The organism is Pseudomonas sp. 1 (assembly GCF_056626735.1).
The window spans coordinates 149,370-164,454 of the sequence record NZ_JBWXMQ010000006.1; the positions used below are offsets into that span (position 1 = coordinate 149,370).

Below are 15,085 nucleotides of genomic sequence, written 5' to 3' on the forward strand. Positions count from 1 at the left end.
AAACCCGATGTCGCTCAAGCACTTTATCCAAATCACCAAACCGGGGATCATTTTCGGTAACGTGCTTTCTGTGGCAGGCGGGTTCTTCCTGGCCTCGAAAGGGCATGTAGATCTGGCGGTGTTCCTGGCCGCCATGATCGGCACTTCCCTGGTCGTGGCCTCCGGTTGCGTGTTCAACAACTGCATCGACCGCGACATCGACCTGAAGATGGAACGCACCAAGAACCGGGTGCTGGTCCAGGGCTTGATCTCCCTGAAACTGGCCCTGGTCTATGCGACCGTCCTGGGTGTCGCCGGCGTTGCGTTGCTGTACAAGGTGGCCAACCCGTTGGCTGCATTGTTCGCCGTGATCGGCTTCATCATCTACGTCGGCTTCTACAGCCTGTACCTCAAGCGCAAGTCGGTTCACGGCACGCTGGTGGGCAGTCTGTCGGGCGCCATGCCGCCGGTGATCGGTTACGTGGCCGTGACCAACAGCTTCGACATGGCCGCGCTGACCCTGCTGGTGATGTTCAGTCTGTGGCAGATGCCGCATTCCTACGCCATCGCGATCTTCCGCTTCAACGATTACCTGGCCGCATCGATTCCGGTGCTGCCAGTGAAGCGCGGGATCCAGGTGGCCAAGAAGCACATCCTGTTCTACATCCTGGCGTTCCTCGTGGCGACCCTGATGCTGACCTTCAGCGGCTACGCCGGCATGAGCTACCTCGCCGTCGCCGCGGCCATGGGCATGTACTGGCTGTACATGGCCTGGACCGGCTACAAGGCGGTGGATGACACGGTCTGGGCACGCAAGCTGTTCGTGTTCTCGATCTTCACCATCACCGCGTTGAGCGTCATGATGTCCCTGGACTTCAAGGTGCCGACCGAGCTGCTGTTGACGTACGCGCCGTAAGGTTCGAACGCTGTACGAAAAACCCCGTTCATCGAGAGATGAGCGGGGTTTTTTGTTGCTCGGATGCTGGAGAAACGACGTCAATTGTCGCCGACAGACCTTCTCCCGAAAGGGCGCGGTAACCAGCCATTCTCCCGAAGCGACTCGCTCGAAATCGACAGGTTGCGGTCGGTAGGCAAAAGCCCTAGATTCGGATCCAACGACATGCATCGATCAAGAGGCTGGGCGAAATGACTGAGAGGATGACCTGCGACGAGCGCTTCATTGCCCTTGCAAAAGAGCTGAATTACGACATCAATGGCGAGAACACGGTGGGCGGCAATTACGCGCCGCTGGTGCGTCATCGCGATGAGCTGTACATCAGTGGCATGGTGCCGCGCACCGAGGGCAAGATTCAGTATCCCGGCCGGGTCGGGCTGGAGCTGACGCTCAAGGATGCGCAAGCCGCCGCGAGCATCAGCGCCATGCGTTGCCTGGCGTTCATCGTCGATGCAGTCGGTTCGCTGGACAAGGTCAGGGCGTTGTTGCGGGTCACGGTGTACGTGAAGTCCACGCCGGATTTCGTTGACCTCAGCGAAGTCGCCAACGGCGCTTCGGATGTATTCAGTTATGTGTTGGGCGATGTCGGGCGTCACACTCGCACCACCGTCGGCGTTTATCAGTTGCCGAAGAATGCAGCCATCGAAGTCGACATGATTGCCGCCGTGCACCCATCGGCATAATCGCCAATCAGAGCCCAACAAAAAGCCCCGCCTGAATTTCAGAGCGGGGCTTTTTCGTCAGCGCCGGTATTACTGGGCGGCGATGCTGTAACCGTCGAACGCGGTCTGCTGTTGCAGGGCGGTGATGATGTTCTTGCGGTTGATCGCGTGCTCGGTGCCAGCGTTGTCGACGAACGTTTCGCCTTCGATTTCCGCCTCATCGCCTTCACCGACGAAGGTGAAACCGAGGAATTCCAGCGCCTCGCGATCCACGCTCAGGCGCGAACGTGGTGTGCGCATCGGCAAGGTCACGCTGATGCCGTCCTTGCTGATGCTGAATACTTCGACGTCTTTCTTGGCGCGTGCGGCTTTGCCCTTGCCGCCGCTCGGGTTGCTGATCGCTTGATGGGTCTGGTTCAGCACTTTGAGGGCCAGGCCGTAGACGATTTCCTGGAACGCCGGATCGTCCTTGAAGCTGGACAGGATGCGGCTGATCGGGAATTTGCTGCTGAGGTCTTCGAGGGCGGCGATGTCGGCGGCCTCGGCGTCCTTCAGGCGCTTGAGCTGACCCATCAGCTCGTAGGCCTGATCGTCATCGAAGCGATCGTGAGCCTGACGGATCGCGGCACGCAGTTCGCGGATCTGCTCGCTCTCGCGGGTCGATTGAAACGCGTCGAGCACCATCTCGCTGATGATCTTCGCTTGTGGAATGTGTTGTGAAAGATTGATGGAGTTTTCGTATTCCGCTTTGGACGACAGAGTGACTACGGATTCAGCGGTGTTGAAATCGGACATTGAAATTTCACTACTTTTTTAACTTGAGATGAGACGAGAAAGCGCTGAAGGCTTTTTCAGGCCGACTAATTTAGGGGAGCGCGGCGGCGTTGTCACGGAGCAAGGGGCCGGCGGTGCCGATTATTTATCCTGATGTTTTCTGATGGGTAACCAGGCACCGCGAGCGCCCTGCGTTATTCATTGGCGACGGCATTTATCGGCAACCGCCGGGACGCCAGGTCACGCAGCGACCAGTAGAGCTTCAACGAGCGGGTACCGATCAGGCCGCACATGAAACCTGCAATACCGGACTTGAGCAGCAGCAGGTCGGGGGAGGAGGAAAGCTCCGGATGCACGTCATGCTGATAATTGAAGTAGTAGTTTGCGAAAAAGAACATCAAATACATGATCAGGGTTTTTACCGTGCCGGGCATGATCAGCCCGGTCGCGGAGTCGTCGAGCACTACGCCCCGCCGGGAGAACACCAGCCAGGCCGAGATTCCACCCAACATAAGCGAACCGAACCAGATGCTCAAAAACAAGACCGGGTTGATCGTCAGATTCACGCAGTACAGCGACCACGCGAGAAACGCCGGGGGTGTTATGAGCATTGAGGCGCGGCTTTCACGGCGAGGAGAAAATGCCTTGATACCGAGACAGACCACCAGCAGAAGAATCAGGTAAACCCGCAACGGGGTGTTTTGCAGAATCGTGAGCATTGCGCAGCATCCATGCTGGAAAAGGAGGAGGGTGGAGCATAGCCGGGGTCACGGCAACCGTCGGCTATTTCAACCGCAAACGCTCCATTGCGATCACCGATGTTTCAAACCCCAGGCTGGCAAAAAATGCCTCCGCACCTTCGCGCCCGGCACGCAGGACCCAGGTGATGTCGGTGTTGTCGCCCATCACATGTTCAACCAGCGCCCGCCCGATGCCCGCGCGCCGATGTTGCCCGTCGACCACTACCATCGACAGGTAACCGTTGGACAAACCATCGGTGAGGCCTCGGGCGAAACCGACAATCTGCTGGCCGCTCAATGCAACGGCGGTGCGTTGGGAGTTCTGGATGAGCTGGGCGAAATGCTCGGCGGTGCCGGTGCGGTGGCCCCAGCCGTGCCGCTCGAGAAACTGCCTTGCCGCCTCCACTTCCGTGGGCAGGAGGTCGCGTATTGAAATGTCTTTGTTCATTCGTTGATCCCGTCCCTGGTGTATTTCCAACAGTAGTCGCGTTGCTTACGGTCTGCCCCACATCTGCATGGCGAACTCGACGAAGCGACGCAGTTTCGGCAGCCGGTAGCGATCCGGCGCGTAGAGCAGATGCATCGGGCGGTTTGGCGGCTGGTAGTCCGGCATCACGACGACCAGTCGGCCGTCGCGCAGGTCCTGCTCCACCAGCGCGTCCGGCAGCATCACGATGCCCATGCCGGTGCGCGCGGCCTGATGCAGGCCGGCGGAGCTGTTGATCAGCATCGGGCCTTTGACGTCGACCATGATTTCTCCGTCCGGACCGCTGAGGCGCCACTGTTTTTCCACCGATTGCCAGTCGTCACCGGCGGGGTAGGCGAACGACAGGCAATCGTGCTGGCGCAGTTCCTCAGGGGTGAGCGGCATGCCGCGTCGGGCCACGTATTCCGGAGAGGCGCATACCGTCAGGGTGTAGTCGATGAGGGGGCGGGCGATCAGGTTGGACTGGTCGAAGTAGCCCAGTCGGAAGGCCACGTCGAGACCGCTTTCCAGCAGATCCGGGCGGCGGTTGGTCAGGATCACGTCGAGTTTGACCTGCGGGCATTGCAGGGAAAACTCACTGAGCGCCGGGGCCAGGCGTTCGACACCAAAGGTCAGCGGCGCAGTAACCCGCAGAATGCCGCGCGGTTCATCCAGCGTCTGTTCGGCGAGCCGTTCGGAGTCGGCGACCAGACCTAACACTTCGAGGCAGCGCTGGTAGTAAACGCTGCCAAATTCGGTCAGCCGCTGACGGCGGGTGGTGCGTTGCAGCAGTTGCACGCCGAGCCGTTGCTCCAGTGCACGCAGGTGATTGCCCACCATGGTCGTGGACATTTCGCACTGCAGCGCGGCCGCCGTCATGCTGCCGGACTCCACAACCTTGACGTACACGCTCATCGACTGGAACAAATCCATTATCAAGCCCGGCTTTTAAATGATTGAAGTTTTGTCGAGTTTATCCAGTTCAGGTGGATAACCATACTGCCAGCACCTCTCACCTCGCTGGAGTTTGCCGACATGACCGCCGCCCTGATGAACACCTACCAACCGCTGGACTTGAGCTTCATCAAAGGCCTGGGCACCCGACTCTGGGATCAGGCGGGTCGCGAATACCTGGACGCGGTGGCGGGTGTGGCGGTGACCAATGTCGGCCACTCGCACCCGCGCATCGTGTCGGCAATCAGCGAGCAGGCGGGATTGCTGCTGCACACTTCCAACCTCTACAGCATCGACTGGCAACAGTCGCTGGCGCAGAAGCTGACGCGGCTGGCGGGGATGGAGCGAGCGTTCTTCAACAATTCCGGTGCCGAGGCCAACGAAACCGCGCTGAAACTGGCGCGCCTGTACGGCTGGCGCAAAGGCATCGAACAGCCGCTGGTGGTGGTGATGGCCAATGCATTTCATGGGCGTACCCTCGGCACCCTGTCCGCCAGCGATGGGCCGGCGGTGCGCCTGGGTTTCAATGACTTGCCCGGGGATTTCATCAAAGTGCCGTTCGGCGATCTTCAGGCGCTGGAGCAAGTGCAGCGCAAACATGGCCAGCGGATCGTGGCGATTCTGGTCGAACCGATTCAGGGTGAAAGCGGCGTGCAACTGGCGCCGCCCGGCTACCTCAAAGCCCTGCGTGAATTGTGCAATCGCCACGCCTGGCTGTTGATGCTTGACGAGATTCAGACCGGCATCGGCCGCACCGGTCGCTGGTTTGCGTTCCAGCACGAAGGCATCGTTCCCGACGTCATGACCCTCGCCAAGGGCCTGGGCAACGGCGTGCCGATCGGCGCCTGCCTGGCACGGGGCCGGGCGGCGGATCTGTTCACCCCCGGCAGCCATGGCAGCACCTTCGGCGGCAATCCACTGGCGTGCCGGGTTGGTTGCACGGTCCTGGAGATCATCGAGGAACAGGGCCTGCTGGAAAATGCCAGGGTTCAGGGCGAGCGCCTGCTGACCCGTTTGCGTGCAGAGCTGGCGGACAATCCGAATGTGCTCGCGATTCGCGGGCGAGGGCTGATGATCGGCATCGAACTCAAACAGCCGGTCCGCGACCTGACACTGATTGCCGCGCGGGATCATGGACTGCTGATCAACGTCACTCGCGGCAAGACGATCCGGCTGCTGCCGCCGCTGACGATTGATGAGCGGGAGGTGGGGATGATTGTCAGAGGGGTGGCTCGGGTGCTGGGCGAAAGCTGATTGTCGCGGTCGCGTCTGAAATGGCTGCCGTTTTTTCGGCAGCCATTTTTTTTAATCAGGGTAGTCCGACAAATCCGGCGCCAGCATTCGGGTCTTCGGTGCGCCGTTCGCGTTGTGCTGAATGATGTCGTTCGGCTGTCCCTGTTGATTGAAAAACACCTGGCCGATCCCCGCCGAATTCCACAGGCGTTCACCCGCTTCGGCGTGCTCGGGCACGTAAGGCACGATGCGCATGCGGCGGCGTTTGGTCAGCCAGTTGAGCGGTGAGCGCGGCGAGTAGAGCCAGCGGTTGAGGCGGTCGAACCATTCCAGCAGGGTCGGCGGGAATTCGTTTTTGATGCCGCTGCTGGTGATCTGCCAGATGCGCGGGCCGGCCTTGCGATGTCGGATCAGGACTTCGTAGACGAAGGAATAATGCACGTCGCCTGACAGCACCACGTAACTGCCCGGTGTACGTGAGTGTCGGAAAATGTTCAGGATCACCTGGGCCGCGCCGCGATGGGCCATCCAGTTTTCCGCGTCCACCAGCAGGGGATAACCGCACCAGCTGAAGACTCGTTGCACGGTTTCGATCAGCTTCACACCGAAGATCGGTGCCGGCGAAACGATGATCGCCGAAGGGTGGTCGAGCAGTTCCTGCTGCAGTTCGCTCAGAGCTTCCCAGTCCAGCAGACCCGACGGTTGCTTGAGCGCCATTTCGCTGCGCCAGCGTCGGGTGCGGGTATCGAGTACCACCAGCGCCGGGCTGGTCGGCAATACGAAATGCCATTGCTGAAAACGCAGCAGTTCCTCGATCAATGCGTCCTGCACGGGCGCGTCGAGGTAGCGATCGTCACCGCTCGCGCTCAGGCCTCGGGTTTTCTCCAGCACTGCGCTGAATGCATCCGGATGGTTGCCCCAGCCCTGACACAACATGTAGGCGATCAGCGCGTTGCCGATGATGCGTTTGGAGAACGGGTGGCCGTAGGCCGTTTCCTCCCATTGCGCGGACAGGTTCCAGTCGTCGGTGATGTCGTGGTCATCGAAAATCATCAGGCTCGGCAAGTGCGCCAACGCCCGGGCAACCTGGCCGAGTCCGGCCTTGAACCCGTCAATGCGGGTCTGCTCGAGGTTATAGCGCTTGAGGCGTTCAGGCGTCAGCGCTGGCGGTTGCGGATTGACCAGTGCCCAAGGGGTTGGCGACCACACCAGCAAATACATCGCCATCACTTCGGCAAACGTCACGAGGTGATTGTCGGCGCTGCTGCTGGTGAAGATCGGCTTGCGCGCACCCCCGAAGAAACGCTCGCGCAGTGTCTCGTTACTTTCCAGTGCCGGCAGTAAATCCGCACGGTGGTAGTAACTGGCCGGGTGTTCGTAGAGCTTCGCGCTGTCGCTGACCACCGCGCCTTCGAGGTGCTCACCAAAGAGGCCGAGGCGCTCGATCAGGGCATGAATTGCCCGCAGCATCGGACCGGCCACGTCATCGGCGTAAACCTGATCACCACTCATCATCAACAGCGCGGGGCGCTGCTGCGGATCAGTTTCGGCGGCCAGCAACCGGTCAACGCAGAGCAGACCGTCGGCGGCCGGGTGATGCGGCTTGCGGCAGGAACCGTGGAGCAACTGGTCGATGCGCGAGCGCAGGACGAAGTTCGGGCCGGTGGCGTTGTCGTAGAGCAGGTGTGGCGCCCAGTCGGCGATGGGCTGCTGGCCATCGATCAACAGGTCGTAGTCGATGCGGGTGTCGCAGGGCAGGGCGGTTTCCAGCGCAACGTCGATCAGGTGGACAAACGCCCCGGTGCCCACAGGAATGACAGTGCATTTCCCGGCATCCAGTGGAATATCTCCTACGCCTTGCAGGCGCAAGGTCAGCGACAGCTCGCGGCTGCCGACCAGCCAAAGCACCAGGCGCGTCGGTTCCAGTCGGCGCAGCAGTGGCCCGGCCAGAACAGCAGGCAACGGGCTCAGGTCATCAGGTGTCGCAGGCATTGGGGAAAAGCTCAAGGCACACAGGCCGGCGATGATAGCGCAGCCGGCGCCTTGAACCCTTAAACCAGGCTTAAGCGCCGGCTTTTTCCAGCTTCAGCGCCAGCAGGCGCCATTCGGCAGGTGTCGCGTCGACGCTTGGCTGTTCCTTTACGGAGCAGTCGAAGCGGTACGTCACATCGTCGCCATTCATGTTCCGTGCGGTGACGGTGTTGCTGAACGAGTAAATCTGATCCTTGAAGCGCTGTGGCGTGAGGCTTTTGCTGTCGGCAAACCGGGCAGAAGCGGGGAAGCGCAAGGTGCTGGTCACAAACGGGCTGCACATCACATACGCGAGCATTGATTTGTCGCCCTGGGCGTCGGCGCGCGATTTTTTGCTCAGCGCCGTCAGGGCCTTGCGCCCCTGATCGTCACTCTGGTCGATCACGGTTTGCACCGACATCGTCTTCGGGGCGCGACTGGCGTAGTTCGGCAGCAATGCGGAATCCGCTGGAGAAGGCTTGTTATCCGGCTCGATAGCGGCAAACACCGGTGCGTCTTTCAGCACAGCAGGGCTTGCGACCGCTTCGGCTTCCGGCAGCAACGAGGTCGGCTCGGCTTCTTGCTGTGCCACGACGTTTTCAGTCTGCGCAGTTTCGTAGCGATGCGCCGACGGGAACAGCGAAAAAGTGATCGCCAGCACCACCATCGAAACAATGAAACCGCCCGCTACACCGACTAGGTTGGCGTAAAACAAATGCCAGCTGCCGCGGTTTTTCACCACCCAGCGCCACATCAAACCCCAGGCCGCGACAAATGCCAGAAAACGCAGAAACTCCATTCGATCCTTTCCTTAACCTGCAAAAACCTGAAAACAGTGCGTCGCGCAGAATGAGTCCCGACGATGGGGCGGCAAGATACCAAAATGGAAGTCTGACGCCACGAAGACATTTACATGCCGTTTTTGGGTGAATTGATGATTGCAAACAATATGATTGCCGCCAAGCACGCCCCCATGCCGCATGCGGCGCCTTGAAGCTGACGCATGGCGGGGTGTTCAGCCTGCGAGCGACGGGCAACCAGCATCCAGACACCCACCAGCGTGGCAACCGTTGCCATTATTTCCAGCAATATGCCCATGACGCCGTAAATCGGCGGTCGGGTTGATCCGAACAGGCCGATACAGAGCTCGCTGACCGTCACAGCCACCACCATGCCGCTGGCTGCGCCCAGCACATTGGCGAGAAGCAGATTCCACGCGCCGCGTTGCCGGACAACCCACACCCACATGCCGGCCCAAGCCATTAAGGCAATCACACCATCCATCGAATTCATCCTTTTGAATCAGTCGCGTTGCATGCATTTGATAAGCCTGGCGACAGTGGACGGCACGATAGCAAAATAGTAGCTTCGCGCCACTCTCCTGATTCCTGTAATGGACTACTCATGTCAAAAGTCGCCCCTGCTCTGCGTCTGCTGTGCGCAATCACTTTCGCCAGCGCCATGACTCCGGCATTCGCCGCCTGGAAAGAGCACCCGGAAAACAGCTGGAAGTATTACCTTGCCAACTGTCAGCGCATGCAGGAAAAAATGGCCGACGTCCAGAGCGGTCGTGTATCCGGCGCCTTTGAGGTGATGGGCGATCTGGAGAACAGCCTGGGGAGCATGAATGAACGCCGCACGAACCTGCCTCCCCAATACCTCGCCTCGCGGGAATTCGCTCAATGCGAAAACGTGGCGGCCGAGGCCGATGCGATGATTGCCTGTGGCAAAGCCGAGTTCGCCGACAGAATGAACCAGGCCGCCGAGCAAGGCCGCATCGCCCACCAGAACTCCCCCGAATACCAACGCGCCCGTTCGCTCGGCTTCAGCGATGTCGGCGAAATTTCCTTCCTCAAACTCCACGAAGACACGGGCGGTGAAGCACGCCTGAAAACCATGCTGATTACCGTCGATGAAGTCTGCGGCCAATACTTTCGCGCCACGCAATATGTGAAGCCGTATGTGATCTACACCGTTCGGCCGTCGGATGGCGGCTGTGGTGAGGAAAAACGCGTGGCGATCGTCGGCGGCAGGTCGGTGGAGAAGGGTGATTACATCGATGGGCGGGGCGAATTCCAGTATGTGGGCTGGAAGAAAATGGTCGGTGCAGACGGTTTTGCGACGGATGTTCGGGTGTTGAAGGCTCGGCGCTGACTGCAAAGCAGTCGCCCCGTTTCTCCGGATCGCGCGTCTTAATTACAGAATGTCCTTGAGATAACCCTTGAGCGCGAGGAGCGGCTGATCCAGCTGCTCCAGCGATTGCGCCTGGCGGAAGTCGGTCGACAATTTCTGCAGTTCCCGCCCCAATGGTTTCTCGACGCCACCCAAGGCATCCATCGCCAGCGCCAGGCACTCGTGCATCTTGAACTGAATCGTCTGGACATCACCCCGGCGCACCAGCAGTTCGAACACGTCTTTCTGATAATCGCCCATGACCAGGTCATCGCGCAGAATCGGGCTCAGGCCTTCTTCCTCGTAAGCGAGTTTCAGGGAGAACAGGGCGACGGTTTCCAGTGACGTTTCCATGGGGTGAACCTGTGTCAGATCTCGCCGGAGGGCCAGCGGCACTTTCCGGCAGACGAAAAAAAAGGCCTTGCTAAGCAAGACCTTTCTTGATTTTGGTGCCCCGAGGGAGACTCGAACTCCCACTCCTTTCGAAAACGGATTTTGAATCCGCCGCGTCTACCAATTCCGCCATCAGGGCTCAATGGCGGCGAAGTATAGAGAGGTGCCTACCGTTGGTCAATCACGTTTCATGGTCAATTTTCGATATTTCCGCTAGACTTTCCGGCCCTGCTAGACGAACCCCATCATGCGCGTTGCTGACTTTACCTTCGAGCTTCCTGATTCGCTGATTGCCCGCCATCCTTTGGCCGAGCGTCGCGGTAGTCGCCTGTTGACCCTGGATGGGGTCAGCGGCGCCCTGGCACACCGTCAATTCACTGATCTGCTGGAGCATTTGCGCCCCGGCGATCTGATGGTGTTCAACAATACCCGGGTGATTCCGGCGCGCCTGTTCGGGCAGAAGGAGTCCGGCGGCAAGCTGGAAATCCTCATCGAGCGCGTGCTCGATTCCCACCGCGTGCTGGCTCATGTGCGTTCCAGCAAGTCGCCGAAACCGGGTTCGAAGATCCTGATCGATGGCGGCGGTGAAGCCGAGATGCTGGCGCGTCACGATGCGCTGTTCGAACTAGGGTTTGCCGAAGAAGTGCTGCCGCTGCTTGATCGCGTCGGGCATATGCCGTTGCCTCCTTATATAGATCGCCCGGACGAAGGTTCGGATCGCGAGCGCTATCAGACCGTGTATGCCGAGAAGCTCGGCGCCGTGGCGGCACCGACCGCCGGGCTGCATTTTGATCAGACGCTGATGGACGCGATCGCCGCCAAGGGCGTCGAGACTGCGTTCGTCACGCTGCACGTTGGCGCGGGTACGTTCCAGCCAGTGCGCGTCGAGAAGATCGAAGATCACCACATGCACACTGAATGGCTGGAAGTCGGTCAGGAAGTGGTCGATGCGGTCGCGGCCTGTCGCGCCCGTGGCGGTCGAGTGATTGCTGTCGGCACCACCAGCGTGCGTTCGCTGGAAAGCGCCGCCCGCGACGGCGTGCTCAAGCCGTTCAGCGGCGACACCGACATCTTTATCTTCCCGGGCCGGCCGTTCCATGTGGTCGATGCGCTGGTCACCAATTTCCATTTGCCCGAATCCACGCTGTTGATGCTGGTTTCGGCGTTTGCCGGTTATCCCGAGACCATGGCCGCCTACAAAGCTGCCGTCGACAACCAATACCGCTTTTTCAGCTACGGTGATGCGATGTTCATTACCCGTAATCCCGCACCACGTGGCCCTGAGGAAACACTATGAGTCGCCAATGCCGTATGTCGTTTGAGCTGCTTGCCACCGATGGCAAGGCTCGTCGCGGTCGTCTGACCTTCCCGCGTGGCACCGTCGAGACCCCGGCCTTCATGCCGGTGGGCACCTACGGCACGGTCAAGGGCATGTTGCCGCGTGACATCGTCGCCACCGGCGCGGAGATCATTCTGGGCAACACCTTCCACCTGTGGCTGCGTCCGGGCACCGAAGTGATCAAGGAGCACGGCGACCTGCACGATTTCATGCAGTGGAAAGGCCCGATCCTGACCGACTCCGGCGGTTTCCAGGTGTTCAGCCTCGGCGCCATGCGCAAGATCAAGGAGGAGGGCGTGACCTTCGCCTCCCCGGTCGACGGCTCGAAAGTGTTCATGGGCCCGGAAGAGTCGATGCAGGTTCAGCGCGATCTGGGCTCGGACATCGTGATGATCTTCGACGAATGCACGCCGTACCCGGCTGACGAAGACGTCGCCCGAGTGTCTATGGAGCTGTCGCTGCGCTGGGCCCAGCGTTCGAAGAACGCCCACGGCGACAACACGGCGGCGCTGTTCGGCATCGTCCAGGGCGGCATGCACCAGGACCTGCGCATGCGCTCGCTGGAAGGCCTGGACAAGATCGGCTTCGACGGCCTGGCCATCGGTGGTCTGTCGGTGGGCGAGCCCAAGCACGAAATGATCAAGGTGCTGGACTACCTGCCGGGCATGATGCCGGCTGACAAACCTCGTTACCTTATGGGCGTTGGCAAACCGGAAGATCTGGTTGAGGGTGTGCGCCGCGGTGTGGACATGTTCGATTGCGTGATGCCAACCCGTAATGCCCGCAACGGGCATCTGTTCATTGATACAGGCGTGCTGAAGATCCGTAACGCGTTCCATCGCCATGATGATTCGCCTCTGGATCCGACCTGCGATTGCTATACCTGCCAGAACTTCTCCCGTGCTTATCTGCATCATCTGGACAAGTGCGGCGAAATGCTCGGCAGCATGCTCAATACCATCCACAATTTGCGCCATTATCAGGTGCTGATGGCTGGTTTGCGCGAGGCTATTCAACAGGGTACATTGGCCGCCTTTGTCGATGCCTTCTACGCCAAACGCGGGCTTCCCGTTCCGCCTTTGGACTGAGTTTTCTGACCCCAAGATTCAACATTTGCAACTGGAGTGCTAAATGAGCTTTTTTATCTCTAATGCCATGGCTGACGCGGCTGCACCGGCTGCAGCGCCTATGGGCGGCGGCTTCGAGTGGATTTTCCTGGTCGGCTTCCTGGTCATCTTCTACCTGATGATCTGGCGTCCACAGGCCAAGCGCGCCAAAGAGCAGAAGAACCTGCTGAACAGCCTGCAGAAGGGCGACGAAGTGGTCACCACCGGCGGCATCGCCGGCAAGATCACCAAAGTGGCCGATGACTTCGTGGTTCTGGAAGTTTCCGACACCGTGGAAATGAAGTTCCAGAAGGGCGCCATCGCCGCCACGCTGCCAAAAGGCACGCTGAAAGCGATCTAAGGTTCCAACTTCTACTCAATCGACGGGGCGCGCAAGGCGCCCCGCGTTCATAACGGGCGGCGTGATGCTGAACAAATACCCTCTGTGGAAATACATTCTGATCCTGGCGGTGCTGGCGATCGGTCTGATTTATTCCGCTCCGAATCTATACCCCGATGACCCGGCCATTCAGATCAGCGGCGCCAGCACGGCCCTGCAGGTCAATCAGGCCGATCTGGATCGCGCGAGCACCGCGCTCAAGGAATCCGGGATCAACGTCAAGGCTTCGAGCCTGGCTGCGAACGGCAAGGGCGGTCTGATCCGTCTGACCAAGGCTGAAGACCAGCTGCCGGCCAAGGACGTTGTCCGCAAGGCATTGGGTGATGACTACGTCGTCGCGCTTAACCTGGCGCAAACCACCCCGCAATGGTTGCGCAACCTGGCCGCGCACCCGATGAAGCTGGGTCTGGACTTGTCCGGTGGTGTGCACTTCCTGCTGGAAGTGGATATGGACAAAGCCCTCGACGCCCGCCTGAAAGTCTATGAAGGCGACGTCAAGAGCCTGCTGCGCAAAGAGAAACTGCGCTATCGCAGCCTGCCGCAACTCAATGGCGCCATTCAGTTGGGCTTCAGCGATGCTGACTCCCGCGAACAGGCCCGCGCGCTGATCCGCAAGAATTTCAACGATTTCGACATTGTTCCGGCCGACCTCAACGGTCAACCGGTGCTGCGTCTGGCGATGACCCCGGCCAAGCTGGCGGAAATCCGTGAATACTCCATCAAGCAGAACCTGACCACGGTACGTAACCGCGTCAACGAGCTGGGTGTTGCCGAACCGATCGTCCAGCGTCAGGGCGCCAACCGTATCGTAGTTGAGCTGCCGGGCGTGCAGGACACTGCCGAAGCCAAGCGTATCCTCGGCAAGACCGCCAACCTCGAGTTCCGTCTGGCTGCAGAACCTGGCGCTTCGAAAGCCACTTCCGAAACCTTCGAGTTCCGTGAAGGCAAGCGTCCTCCTGCCCAGATCGAGCGTGGCCTGATCATCACCGGTGACCAGGTGACTGATGCCAAGGCCGGTTTTGATTCGCAGCACGGTACGCCTGAAGTGAACATCCGTCTGGATGGTCACGGTGGCGATCTGATGAACCGCGCGACCCGCAGCAACGTCGGTCGCAGCATGGCGGTGATCTTCATCGAGCAGCGTCCGGTCACTACTTACGTCAAGCAAATGGTTGATGGCGTCGAGAAAGACGTTCCGGTGCAGACCTTCAAGGAAGAGAAGAAAATCATCAGCCTGGCGACCATTCAGTCGCCGCTGGGTGCGCAGTTCCGTATCACCGGCCTGAACGGTCAGGGCGAGTCGTCCGAGCTGGCGCTGCTGCTGCGTGCCGGTGGCCTGGCTGCTCCGATGTACTTCGCTGAAGAGCGCACCATCGGCCCGAGCCTGGGTGCGGACAACATCACCAAGGGTATCGATGCATCGCTGTGGGGCATGCTGTTCGTCTCGCTGTTCATCATCGCCATCTACCGTTTCTTCGGCGTCATCGCCACCGTTGCTCTGGCAGTGAACATGGTGTTGCTGCTGGCGCTGATGTCGCTGCTGGGGGCTACGCTGACCCTGCCGGGTATCGCCGGTATCGTGTTGACCATGGGTATGGCGGTCGACGCCAACGTGCTGATCTTCTCGCGGATTCGTGAAGAGATCGCCGCCGGCATGACCGTGCAGCGTGCAATCAACGAAGGCTTCGGCCGGGCATTCACTGCGATTCTTGACGCCAACCTGACCACCTTGCTGGTCGGCGGCATCCTCTTCGCCATGGGCACCGGCCCGGTGAAGGGCTTTGCAGTGACCATGTCCCTCGGGATCTTTACCTCGATGTTCACGGCCATCATGGTGACCCGCGCAATGGTCAACCTGATCTTTGGCGGACGTGACTTCAAGAAGTTGTGGATTTAAGGGGC

16 protein-coding genes and 1 tRNA gene are annotated in these 15,085 nt (G+C 59.9%); 8 read left to right on the forward strand and 9 right to left on the reverse strand.

Annotated elements, in window-relative coordinates; all coding sequences use genetic code 11:
- The first annotated feature begins 7 nt into the window (after nucleotides 1-7).
- Together cyoE and AC1MDC_RS11205 are read left to right on the forward strand one after the other, a co-directional pair.
- Complete coding sequence (gene cyoE / locus AC1MDC_RS11200; protein ID WP_039765651.1) at nucleotides 8-895, forward strand: heme o synthase; 888 nt, start codon at nucleotides 8-10, stop codon at nucleotides 893-895.
- Between the two features lie 230 nt (nucleotides 896-1,125).
- Nucleotides 1,126-1,617, forward strand: coding sequence for a RidA family protein (locus AC1MDC_RS11205; RefSeq protein WP_085699892.1), 492 nt, complete (start codon nucleotides 1,126-1,128; stop codon nucleotides 1,615-1,617).
- Nucleotides 1,618-1,686: 69 nt separating this feature from the next.
- On the opposite strand, the gene AC1MDC_RS11210 is transcribed toward AC1MDC_RS11205, so the two are convergent.
- The 4 genes from AC1MDC_RS11210 to AC1MDC_RS11225 form a co-directional block, all read right to left on the reverse strand.
- Nucleotides 1,687-2,391 carry a hypothetical protein gene (locus AC1MDC_RS11210; RefSeq protein ID WP_227233483.1) on the reverse strand — a complete coding sequence of 235 codons (705 nt, stop codon included), beginning with the start codon at nucleotides 2,389-2,391 and terminating at the stop codon, nucleotides 1,687-1,689.
- 173 nt (nucleotides 2,392-2,564) lie between these two features.
- Nucleotides 2,565-3,089: a hypothetical protein gene (locus AC1MDC_RS11215; protein ID WP_227233482.1), complete on the reverse strand. Its 525-nt coding sequence runs from the start codon at nucleotides 3,087-3,089 to the stop codon at nucleotides 2,565-2,567.
- A gap of 64 nt (nucleotides 3,090-3,153) precedes the next feature.
- Nucleotides 3,154-3,558, reverse strand: coding sequence for a GNAT family N-acetyltransferase (locus AC1MDC_RS11220; RefSeq protein ID WP_085699886.1), 405 nt, complete (start codon nucleotides 3,556-3,558; stop codon nucleotides 3,154-3,156).
- A 45-nt stretch (nucleotides 3,559-3,603) separates the two neighbouring features.
- Nucleotides 3,604-4,509, reverse strand: coding sequence for a LysR family transcriptional regulator (locus tag AC1MDC_RS11225; RefSeq protein ID WP_480393005.1), 906 nt, complete (start codon nucleotides 4,507-4,509; stop codon nucleotides 3,604-3,606).
- A 102-nt stretch (nucleotides 4,510-4,611) separates the two neighbouring features.
- Here AC1MDC_RS11225 and AC1MDC_RS11230 point away from each other — a divergent pair, with 102 nt between their 5' ends.
- Nucleotides 4,612-5,784 carry an acetylornithine/succinylornithine family transaminase gene (locus AC1MDC_RS11230; RefSeq protein ID WP_480393006.1) on the forward strand — a complete coding sequence of 391 codons (1,173 nt, stop codon included), beginning with the start codon at nucleotides 4,612-4,614 and terminating at the stop codon, nucleotides 5,782-5,784.
- Between the two features lie 51 nt (nucleotides 5,785-5,835).
- On the opposite strand, the gene AC1MDC_RS11235 is transcribed toward AC1MDC_RS11230, so the two are convergent.
- The 3 genes from AC1MDC_RS11235 to AC1MDC_RS11245 all read right to left on the reverse strand — a co-directional run bounded on the left by AC1MDC_RS11235 (nucleotide 5,836) and on the right by AC1MDC_RS11245 (nucleotide 9,057).
- Complete coding sequence (locus AC1MDC_RS11235) at nucleotides 5,836-7,755, reverse strand: alkaline phosphatase D family protein (protein WP_480393007.1); 1,920 nt, start codon at nucleotides 7,753-7,755, stop codon at nucleotides 5,836-5,838.
- A gap of 70 nt (nucleotides 7,756-7,825) precedes the next feature.
- Nucleotides 7,826-8,572, reverse strand: a complete 747-nt coding sequence (locus AC1MDC_RS11240) for a hypothetical protein (protein ID WP_480393008.1) — start codon at nucleotides 8,570-8,572, stop codon at nucleotides 7,826-7,828.
- A 110-nt stretch (nucleotides 8,573-8,682) separates the two neighbouring features.
- Nucleotides 8,683-9,057 (reverse strand): hypothetical protein, encoded by a 375-nt coding sequence (locus tag AC1MDC_RS11245; protein ID WP_085699875.1) that lies wholly within the window; start codon nucleotides 9,055-9,057, stop codon nucleotides 8,683-8,685.
- 120 nt (nucleotides 9,058-9,177) lie between these two features.
- Between AC1MDC_RS11245 and AC1MDC_RS11250 the strand changes: the two genes are divergently transcribed.
- On the forward strand, nucleotides 9,178-9,927 hold the full coding sequence (locus AC1MDC_RS11250; protein WP_480393009.1) for a hypothetical protein: 750 nt from the start codon (nucleotides 9,178-9,180) through the stop codon (nucleotides 9,925-9,927).
- A gap of 42 nt (nucleotides 9,928-9,969) precedes the next feature.
- On the opposite strand, the gene AC1MDC_RS11255 is transcribed toward AC1MDC_RS11250, so the two are convergent.
- Both AC1MDC_RS11255 and AC1MDC_RS11260 read right to left on the reverse strand, forming a co-directional pair.
- On the reverse strand, nucleotides 9,970-10,299 hold the full coding sequence (locus tag AC1MDC_RS11255) for a hypothetical protein (RefSeq protein WP_480393010.1): 330 nt from the start codon (nucleotides 10,297-10,299) through the stop codon (nucleotides 9,970-9,972).
- A 93-nt stretch (nucleotides 10,300-10,392) separates the two neighbouring features.
- Nucleotides 10,393-10,477: transfer RNA gene (locus AC1MDC_RS11260), tRNA-Leu, on the reverse strand.
- Nucleotides 10,478-10,585: 108 nt separating this feature from the next.
- On the opposite strand from AC1MDC_RS11260, the gene queA reads away from it, so the two are divergent.
- The 4 genes from queA (at nucleotide 10,586) to secD (ending at nucleotide 15,080) form a co-directional block, all read left to right on the forward strand.
- Nucleotides 10,586-11,635, forward strand: a complete 1,050-nt coding sequence (gene queA / locus AC1MDC_RS11265; RefSeq protein ID WP_085701759.1) for a tRNA preQ1(34) S-adenosylmethionine ribosyltransferase-isomerase QueA — start codon at nucleotides 10,586-10,588, stop codon at nucleotides 11,633-11,635.
- 14 nt (nucleotides 11,636-11,649) lie between these two features.
- Nucleotides 11,650-12,765, forward strand: coding sequence for a tRNA guanosine(34) transglycosylase Tgt (tgt, locus tag AC1MDC_RS11270; RefSeq protein WP_161794909.1), 1,116 nt, complete (start codon nucleotides 11,650-11,652; stop codon nucleotides 12,763-12,765).
- A gap of 43 nt (nucleotides 12,766-12,808) precedes the next feature.
- Nucleotides 12,809-13,144 (forward strand): preprotein translocase subunit YajC, encoded by a 336-nt coding sequence (gene yajC / locus AC1MDC_RS11275; RefSeq protein WP_065257675.1) that lies wholly within the window; start codon nucleotides 12,809-12,811, stop codon nucleotides 13,142-13,144.
- A gap of 64 nt (nucleotides 13,145-13,208) precedes the next feature.
- On the forward strand, nucleotides 13,209-15,080 hold the full coding sequence (secD, locus tag AC1MDC_RS11280; protein WP_085699850.1) for a protein translocase subunit SecD: 1,872 nt from the start codon (nucleotides 13,209-13,211) through the stop codon (nucleotides 15,078-15,080).
- The last annotated feature ends 5 nt before the right edge of the window (nucleotides 15,081-15,085 follow it).